The sequence below is a fragment of the Streptomyces rubellomurinus genome, from assembly GCF_000961885.1.
GTDB lineage: Bacteria > Actinomycetota > Actinomycetes > Streptomycetales > Streptomycetaceae > Kitasatospora > Kitasatospora rubellomurina.
Genome location: NZ_JZKH01000053.1, coordinates 45,680 through 53,454, shown reverse-complemented (window position 1 = coordinate 53,454; position 7,775 = coordinate 45,680). Strand labels below are relative to the sequence as shown.

The 7,775-nt window shown below is 73.0% G+C and carries 7 protein-coding genes; 3 read left to right on the top strand and 4 right to left on the bottom strand.

Annotated features, from left to right (window positions below):
- Positions 1–146: 146 nt before the first annotated feature.
- Genes VM95_RS23795 through VM95_RS23785 form a run of 3 tightly spaced genes read right to left on the bottom strand, consistent with a single transcriptional unit; the run spans position 147 to position 3,375 of the window.
- Positions 147–1,223 carry a threonine aldolase family protein gene (locus VM95_RS23795; protein ID WP_063773550.1) on the bottom strand — a complete coding sequence of 359 codons (1,077 nt, stop codon included), beginning with the start codon at positions 1,221–1,223 and terminating at the stop codon, positions 147–149.
- Entirely contained in the window at positions 1,220–1,978 is a 759-nt protein-coding gene (locus VM95_RS23790; protein WP_208615522.1) for an SDR family NAD(P)-dependent oxidoreductase, read from the bottom strand. Before VM95_RS23790 ends, VM95_RS23795 begins: the two co-directional genes overlap by 4 nt.
- Positions 1,975–3,375: a DUF6421 family protein gene (locus VM95_RS23785; RefSeq protein WP_045700094.1), complete on the bottom strand. Its 1,401-nt coding sequence runs from the start codon at positions 3,373–3,375 to the stop codon at positions 1,975–1,977. Before VM95_RS23785 ends, VM95_RS23790 begins: the two co-directional genes overlap by 4 nt.
- Before the next feature lie 463 nt (positions 3,376–3,838).
- On the opposite strand from VM95_RS23785, the gene VM95_RS23780 reads away from it, so the two are divergent.
- On the top strand, positions 3,839–4,474 hold the full coding sequence (locus tag VM95_RS23780) for a DUF5134 domain-containing protein (protein ID WP_045700093.1): 636 nt from the start codon (positions 3,839–3,841) through the stop codon (positions 4,472–4,474).
- 190 nt (positions 4,475–4,664) lie between these two features.
- Positions 4,665–5,612 carry a M56 family metallopeptidase gene (locus tag VM95_RS23775; RefSeq protein WP_045700092.1) on the top strand — a complete coding sequence of 316 codons (948 nt, stop codon included), beginning with the start codon at positions 4,665–4,667 and terminating at the stop codon, positions 5,610–5,612.
- Positions 5,613–5,662: 50 nt separating this feature from the next.
- Here VM95_RS23775 and VM95_RS23770 read toward each other — a convergent pair whose 3' ends face one another.
- A complete protein-coding gene (locus VM95_RS23770) occupies positions 5,663–6,115 on the bottom strand; it encodes a MarR family winged helix-turn-helix transcriptional regulator (RefSeq protein WP_045700091.1) in 453 nt (150 codons plus the stop codon).
- 87 nt (positions 6,116–6,202) lie between these two features.
- Here VM95_RS23770 and VM95_RS23765 point away from each other — a divergent pair, with 87 nt between their 5' ends.
- A complete protein-coding gene (locus tag VM95_RS23765; RefSeq protein ID WP_045700090.1) occupies positions 6,203–7,753 on the top strand; it encodes an MFS transporter in 1,551 nt (516 codons plus the stop codon).
- Positions 7,754–7,775: the final 22 nt, after the last annotated feature.

Here is a 7,775-nt window from a genome sequence, read left to right as displayed (position 1 = left end):
CCGGAGTTTCATTCATCGGATTCGCTTTCCGCCTTGTCGCCCCGGTCTCCCGCGGCGACTCCGGAACTGTACGGGGACGGGCACGCCACATGCAAATCGTCCCGCCCTGCTGGCGCAGGGCGGGACGATCCGTTGTTCCGGCGCCGTCAGGCGCGGCCCATCTCCTCGACGATCGCCGCCGCGAAGGCGTCGATGTCGGCCTCCGTGGTGTCGAAGGAACACACCCAGCGGACCTCACCGGTGTGCTCGTTCCAGAAGTAGAAGCGGTAGCGCTTCTGCAGTCGCTCGCTCACCTCGCGCGGGAGGATCGCGAACACCGCGTTCGCCTGGACCGGGCGGATCACCTCGACGCCGTCGATGTCGCGGACGGCCGCCTCCAGCCGGCTGGCCATGGCGTTGGCGTGGCCGGCGTTGCGCAGGTAGAGGTCACCGGTGAGCAGCGCCTCGAACTGGACGGAGAGGAAGCGCATCTTCGAGGCGAGCTGCATCGAGGTCTTGCGCAGGTACTTGATGTTGCGCACCCGCTCGGGGTTGAGCACCACCACGACCTCGCCGAACAGCAGGCCGTTCTTCGTCCCGCCGAAGGAGAGCACGTCGACGCCCACGTCCGTGGTGAAGGCGCGCATCGGCAGGCCGAGCGAGGCGGCCGCGTTGGCCAGCCGGGCGCCGTCCATGTGGACGAGCATCCCGAGCTGGTGGGCGTGCTCGGTGAGCGCGCGGATCTCCTCGACGGTGTAGAGGGTGCCGAGCTCCGTGCTCTGGGTGATCGAGACGGCGAGCGGCTGGGCGCGGTGTTCGTCGCCGAAGCCCCACGCCTGCTGGTCGAGCAGCTCCGGGGTGAGCTTGCCGTCCGGGGTGGGGACGGTGTGGAGCTTGATGCCGCCCATCTTCTCCGGCGCGCCGCCCTCGTCCACGTGGATGTGGGCGGACTCGGCGCAGACCACGGCGCCCCAGCGCGGGAGCAGGGCCTGCAGCGAGACCACGTTGGCGCCGGTGCCGTTGAAGACCGGGTAGGCCTCCGCCTTCTCGCCGAAGTGGCGGCGGAAGACGTCCTGCAGGTGGTTCGTGTAGTCGTCCTCGCCGTACGCGACCTGGTGCCCGTCGTTGGCGAGGGCGATCGCGGCGAGGATCTCCGGGTGCACGCCGGAGTAGTTGTCGCTCGCGAAGCCGCGGACGGCGGTGTCGTGCCGCCGTATCGCGTCCGTGCGGGCGGGGTCGATCATCGGGCTGTCAGCCACAGGTGCTGTCCGTTCAGTTCTGCTGCGGGGCGGTCCCAGAGGGCCGCGAGGTGTTCGGCGAGGTCGGCGGTCTCGGTGTACCCGGTGAACTTCGCCTCGGGCTTCTCGGCCCGCATCTCGGGGCTGAGCAGCGCCTTGATGACCAGGATCGTAGCCGCCGCGGTGGGCTCGCCGTCCGGGGACGTCGTCTCCTTCTTGAAGGAGTCGGCCATGGAGAGGGTCCAGGCCTCGGTGGCGGCCTTGGCGGCCGCGTAGGCGGCGCCGCCGGCGGTGGGCTTGTGCGCGCTCGACGCGGAGACGATCGCGTACCGGCCGGCCTGGCTGCGGACCAGGGCGGGCTGGAAGGCGAGCGAGGTGTGCTGGAGGGTGCGCACCACGGTGTCGTGCAGGAAGTCCCAGTCGTCGAGCCGGGTGTCGAAGAAGGTCTTGCTGCCGCGCCAGCCGCCGACCAGGTGGAAGACGCCGTCGACGTGGCCGTGCTCGGACTCCAGGTGGTCGGCCCAGTCGTGCACCTCCTGCGGGTCGAGCAGGTCGATCACCTGGCCGCTCACCTTGGCGCCGCGGACCGCGACCCGGGTCGCGTCGAGGGCGGACTCCAGGCGCTGGGCGTCGATGTCGGCACCGATCACGGTGGCGCCACCGGCGGCGAGGCGGCGCAGCACGGCGCGGCCGGCGGGGCCACTGGCTCCGGCGACGGCGACGACCTTGCCGGCCAGCGTGGTGTCGGGGGTGGTGGTCACGCAGCAACTCCCTGGATTCCGGCGCCGGTGATTCCGGCGGTGGCGGCGATGACGCCGCGCAGCTTCTTGGCGAGGGCCTCGTAGAACATGCTCAGCGGGAACTCGTCCGGGAGCACGGCGTCGCACAGCGCCTTGTTGAGGGCCTTGCCGTCGGTGAGGTCGAGCGGAAGCGCCTCCGGGCCCTTGGCCCAGGTGGAGGCCGGGTGCGGGGTGAGGTAGCGCGAGACCAGCTGGTAGGCGGCGATCCAGTGGGCCGGCTTGGGCCGGTCGATGCCGTCGCGGTACAGGGTCTCGATCTCGGCGCAGAGCGCGTTGGTGACCTGCGGGGCGCGCTCCCAGTCGATGCTGAGGCGGTTGTCGCGCCACTGCAGGGCGCCGTTCTTGTGCAGGTAGGCGAAGAGCAGCTGGCCGCCCATGCCGTCGTAGTTGCGCACGCGATCGCCGCTGACCGGGAAGCGGAACAGCCGGTCGAAGAGGATCGCGTACTGGACGTCGCGGGCGTGCTTGTTGCCCTCGGCCTCCAGTTTCACCGCCTCCTTGAAGGTGGTGAGGTCGCAGCGCAGCTCCTCCAGGCCGTACATCCAGAACGGGCTGCGCTGCTTGATCATGAAGGGGTCGAACGGCAGGTCGCCGTGGCTGTGGGTGCGGTCGTGCACGAGGTCCCACAGGACGAAGGTCTCCTGCGCGCGCTGCTGGTCCTGGAGCAGGCCCTCGGCGTCGGCGGGGATCTCCAGGCCGAGCTGCTCGACGGCGCTGGTGGAGACGGCGCGGAAGCGGGCGGCCTCGCGGTCGCAGAAGATGCCGCCCCAGGTGAAACGTTCCGGCGCCTTGCGCACGGCGACCGTCTCGGGGAAGAGGACGGCGGAGTTGGTGTCGTAGCCGGCCGTGAAGTCCGTGAAGGTGATCGGCACGAACATCGGGTTGTCGAAGCGGGTGCGCTCCAGCTCGGCCAGCCAGTCGGGCCACACGACGCGCAGCAGGACGGCTTCCAGGTTGCGGTCCGGGTTGCCGTTCTGGGTGTACATCGGGAAGACGACCAGGTGCTCCAGGCCGTCCTCGCGCTGGTCGGCGGGCTGGAAGGCAAGCAGCGAGTCGAGGAAGTCGGGCTCCCGGTAGCCGGTGTCGGCCCACTTGGCGAGGTCCGCGTCGACGGCGGCCAGGTAGGCGGCGTCGTGCGGGAAGTTCGGGGCCAGCTCCTGGACGGCGGCGCGGACGGTGTCCACCAGCGGGTCGACGGTGTGCCGCTGGACCGTGGACAGGTCGATGGAGCCGTCCTTGGACTGCAGCGGTCTGAGCGTCTCGACGGCCTCCTTCAGGCGCTGCCAGGCCGGGTGCGCGGCGAGGGGGGAGAGCGGAGCGTCGGCCGCCACAGCGAGCCTTGGCGAAAGATTCTGCATCGTGGACTCACTTCGACAGGAGTTATTTCGACGTGGACACCATAAGTACGAAAGGTTCTCTCGTTCAAGAGGGGCCCGGCCGACAAAGTTCCGGCCGGGTGCCGGTCGGGCCGTGAATCGTCCGGCGGGAGGCCCGTTCGTCCAACCGGGGGACGGCGGGTCGGGGCGGCGGGGCGGGACGCCGGGGAGCCGCGCGGCCGCCGTCGCCGGTCCGGCGCCGGGGCGCCGCGGACGCGGGCCCGTACGCCGACCATGCCGCGTGCGTCAGGCCGCCGCCACCGGGGCGGCGGACCGTGACCGGCGACACCGCCGACACCGACGACCCGCGCGCCGGCCCCCGGGCGCGCGCCGGCCGGGGCCTTCACCACGGCGGGCACCACCGTGCGCCCCCGTACGCGCCCTGGCACCGCCCGGGCCAGGGCGGTGATCGTGGACGGGACGACCGTCGCCCGGGAGGCCGCCGTTGCACGAACCCACCCTGGTCAACTGGCTCCTCGCCCTCCTCACCGCCACCTCGGGCGCCTACTGCCTCGCCCGGCTCCGGCACACCTCCGGTGCCACCTCCCCTTCCTGCACCGCTGCCGCCGCGCCCCCGCGCACCGCCCGCGCCTGCGCCGCACCCGGTGCGGCCACGCCCGGTTCCGGCGCCGCCGCCGGACTGCTCGCGCGGGAGTCCGACGCGGCCGACGCGCTGATGGGCCTCGGCATGGCCGCGATGGCCGTCGCCGGCGCCGCCGTCCCGGCCGCCGTCTGGGCCTGGCTGTTCGGCGTGCCCGCGGCCGCCTTCCTGCTCGCCGCCGTGCACGCCCCGGCCGGGCGGGCGCACCGGCTGCACCACGCGGTCGGCGCACTGGCCATGACGTACACGGCGCTCGCCATGACCGCGCCGTCCGCCGGGCACCACCACCACGCCGCCGCCCTCGGCGCGCCGCTGCTCACCGGCGCCCTGCTCCTCTACTTCGGCGGGTACACGCTGTGGGTAGGCTCCCGGCTGCTGCGCACGCCCGCCGGCACCCTCGCGCTCGGCACCGCCGGCCTGCCGCAGGCCTGCCGGCTCACCATGGGGATCGGCATGTTCGCCATGCTCCTGACCATGTGAGGACCGGACCGGCTCCGGACCGCCCCCGGCCCGGCCCGCGCCGCCCGGACGGCGTCGCCCGCACAATCCCCGCTCCAGCGCGTGGCGTTGGTCACTGGCCGGTTGAAAGCCGTTCCACCGGGCGTCGGCAGCGCATAGGTTGACGGGGAGCGCGTTGTCGCGTTCCGTGCGTACTCGGGGAGCCCCTGCGATGACTGCCCTGATCGGCCTGCTGCTGCTCGGACTGCTGCTCTCGACCGTCGCGCCCCGGCTGCTGGCCCGGGCCCGCTGGGCGGAGCGCGAACCGGTGCTGGCGCTGCTGGTGTGGCAGTGCCTCGTGGTGGCGGTGCTGCTGTGCTGCGCACTGGCCCTGGTCCTGGCCGCCTCGGCCGCCCTGCCCGAGCTGCGCGCCCTGGTGTTCACCGGCGCCCCGCACGGCGTGGAGGCCGCGTACGGTCTGCAGAACGCCGAGGGCTGGGGCCGGCTGTGTGCCGCGGTGCTGGCGGCCGGCGGGGTGCGGACGGTGTTCGCGCTCACCCGCGAGATCCGTGCGGCGAAGGCGCTGCGCGACCGCAGGCACGCGGAACTGTCCAGCTGGGCACCGGAGTTGCCGGAGTCGATCGCGACCGCCCGGAGCCGCAGGGAACGCCTGGTGGTGCTGGAGAACGTCCGGCCCGAGGCGTGGTCGCTGCCGGGCCCGGACTCCCGGCTGGTGGTCACCACCGGCGCCCTCCAGCAGCTGACCGACCGGGAGTTGGCCGCCGTGCTGAGCCACGAGCGCGGGCACGTCCGGGCGCGGCACCACTGGTTGAAGCAGTTCGCGCAGGCGCTCGCCTCGGGCTTCCCGGGGATCGGCGTGTTCCGCGCCTTCCTGGGCCAGGTGGAGGAACTGGTCGAGCTGGCGGCCGACGACCGCGCCGCGCGCCGCCACGGCCGGCACACCACCGCCCTCGCGCTGGCCGAACTCAACCTGGACCGCGGGGTGTTCGGCGCCTGCCCGCCCGGCCTGGCGCAGTCCCCGAAGCGGGTGGACCGGCTGCTCGCGGGCCGGCCGCGGCTGACCGTGGCGCACCGGCTGCGGCTGACCGCCCTCGCCCTCGCCGCACCGGCGGCGGTCGTCCTGCTGGCCTTCGCGCCGGGGCTCAACTCGCTGCACTGAGCCGGCGCACGGCGCCAACCGGCCGACGCGAGAGGGATGCTGACGACAGGTCAGCCCGTGCAGGCCCCGCCGACCGGACCGGCCGAGCCGACCGCGCCCTCCGAACCGCCGAGGTGACGCCCGAGGACGTCACGGTGCAGCGGCCTGGCCTGCTCGTACCGCTCGCGCCCGGCCTCGGTCAGGGCGATCACGACGCCCCGCCGGTCGAGCTCGCACATGGAGCGGGTGACCAGTCCGGCCTTCTCCAGCCGGGCGATCAGCCGGGAGAGGGCACTCTGGCTCAGGTGGACGGTGGGGGCGAGGTCGCTCACCCGCAAGGCCGGCCGGCCCTCCGAGACGCAGCCCTCCACCAGGTGTTCCAGCACCTCGAACTCGCTCATGCCGAGTCCGTGCCGCTCACCGAGCTCGCGGTCGAGCGCGCAGGCGGTGGTAGCGCGGAGGGCCAGCAGCTCGCGCCACTGCGCGACGAGGTCGGCCTGGGCCGGGGAGTCGAGTTCAGCCACGGCGCCACCCTAGCAGATGCACGTGAACCTAATGCGTTCACATCTAATTCATTTGCATTGAATGCACGTGCATGTAGTGTCCTCCCCATGACCACCGCGACCGCCACGTCATCCGACGCATCGTCAACCAGCGGGCTGAACTGGACTCCCCGCCTCTGGGGCACCCTGATCGTGCTCTGCGCCGCCATGTTCCTGGACGCCCTGGACGTCTCCATGGTCGGTGTCGCCCTGCCCTCCATCGGCTCCGAACTGCACCTGTCCACCTCCACCCTCCAGTGGGTGGTCTCCGGCTACGTGCTCGGCTACGGCGGCCTGCTCCTGCTCGGCGGCCGCGCGGCCGACCTGCTCGGCCGCCGCCGCGTCTTCCTCGTCGCCCTCGGCGTCTTCGCCGCCGCCTCGCTGGTCGGCGGCCTGGTCGACGACGGCGCCCTGCTGATCGGCGCCCGCTTCCTCAAGGGCGTCAGCGCCGCGTTCACCGCCCCGGCCGGCCTGTCGATCATCACCACGACCTTCGCCGAGGGCCCCGCCCGCAACCGCGCGCTGTCCATCTACACCACCTGCGGCGCCAGCGGCTTCTCGCTCGGCCTGGTGCTCAGCGGCCTGCTCACCTCGGTCGGCTGGCGCTGGACCTTCCTGATGCCCGTCCCGGTCGCGCTGCTGGCCCTGCTGGTCGCCGTCCGCCTGCTCCCCCGACCCGTCGAGGAGCGCGCCCAGGGCGGCTACGACGTGCTCGGTGCGATCACCGGCACCGCCACCGTGCTGCTGCTGGTGTTCACCGTGACCGAGGCGCAGGGCGCCGGCTGGCTGAGCCCGCGCACGCTCGGCTCGCTCGGTGTGGTCGCCGTCCTGGCCGCGGCCTTCCTGGCCATCGAGAGCCGCGCCGCGCACCCGCTCGTCCGGCTCGGCATCTTCCGCAACGGCTCGGTCGCCCGGGCCAACCTCGTCGCCTTCGCGATGGCCGGCGCGTACGGCGGGTTCCAGTTCGTCGTGACGCTCTTCCTGCAGCACCTGCTCGGCTGGTCCGCCCTGAAGATGGCGCTCGGGCTGCTCCCCGCCGGTGCGATGATCGCGCTCTCCGCCCCGTTCATGGGCAAGGTGGTGGACCGCTTCGGCACCGGACGGCTGCTGCCCCTCGGCCTGCTCTCGCTGACCGCCGCCTTCGCGCTCTTCCTGCGGCTGGACGAGCACAGCTCCTACCCGGTGCTGGTGCTGCCCTCGATGGCGCTGCTCGGCATCGGCTTCATGCTGGCCTTCCCCTCGGTGAACATCGCCGCCACCTCCGGCGTCGCCGACGAGGAGCAGGGTCTCGCCTCCGGACTGGTCAACACCGCGATCCAGGTCGGCACCGCCGTCGTACTGGCCGGCGCGACCGCGATGATCACCGCCGGCAGCGCGGGCGGCGACAGCCCGCAGGCCCAACTGGACGGCTACCGCCCGGCGTTGCTGTTCGTCACGGCGGTCTCGCTGGTCGGCCTGCTGATCGCCGCGACCGGCGCCCTGCTGGACCGTCGCCGCGGGTCCGCCGCCGTGCCGGTGCTCGACGCCCCGCCGGCCGGCTCCGACCGGCCGTCCGCCGACGAGGTCCGAACCGCCCCGGCCCCGGAGCACGTCCGGGACGCGGTCCTGACCAGGAGCTGAGTCACGGCCTGTGCCCGGGAAC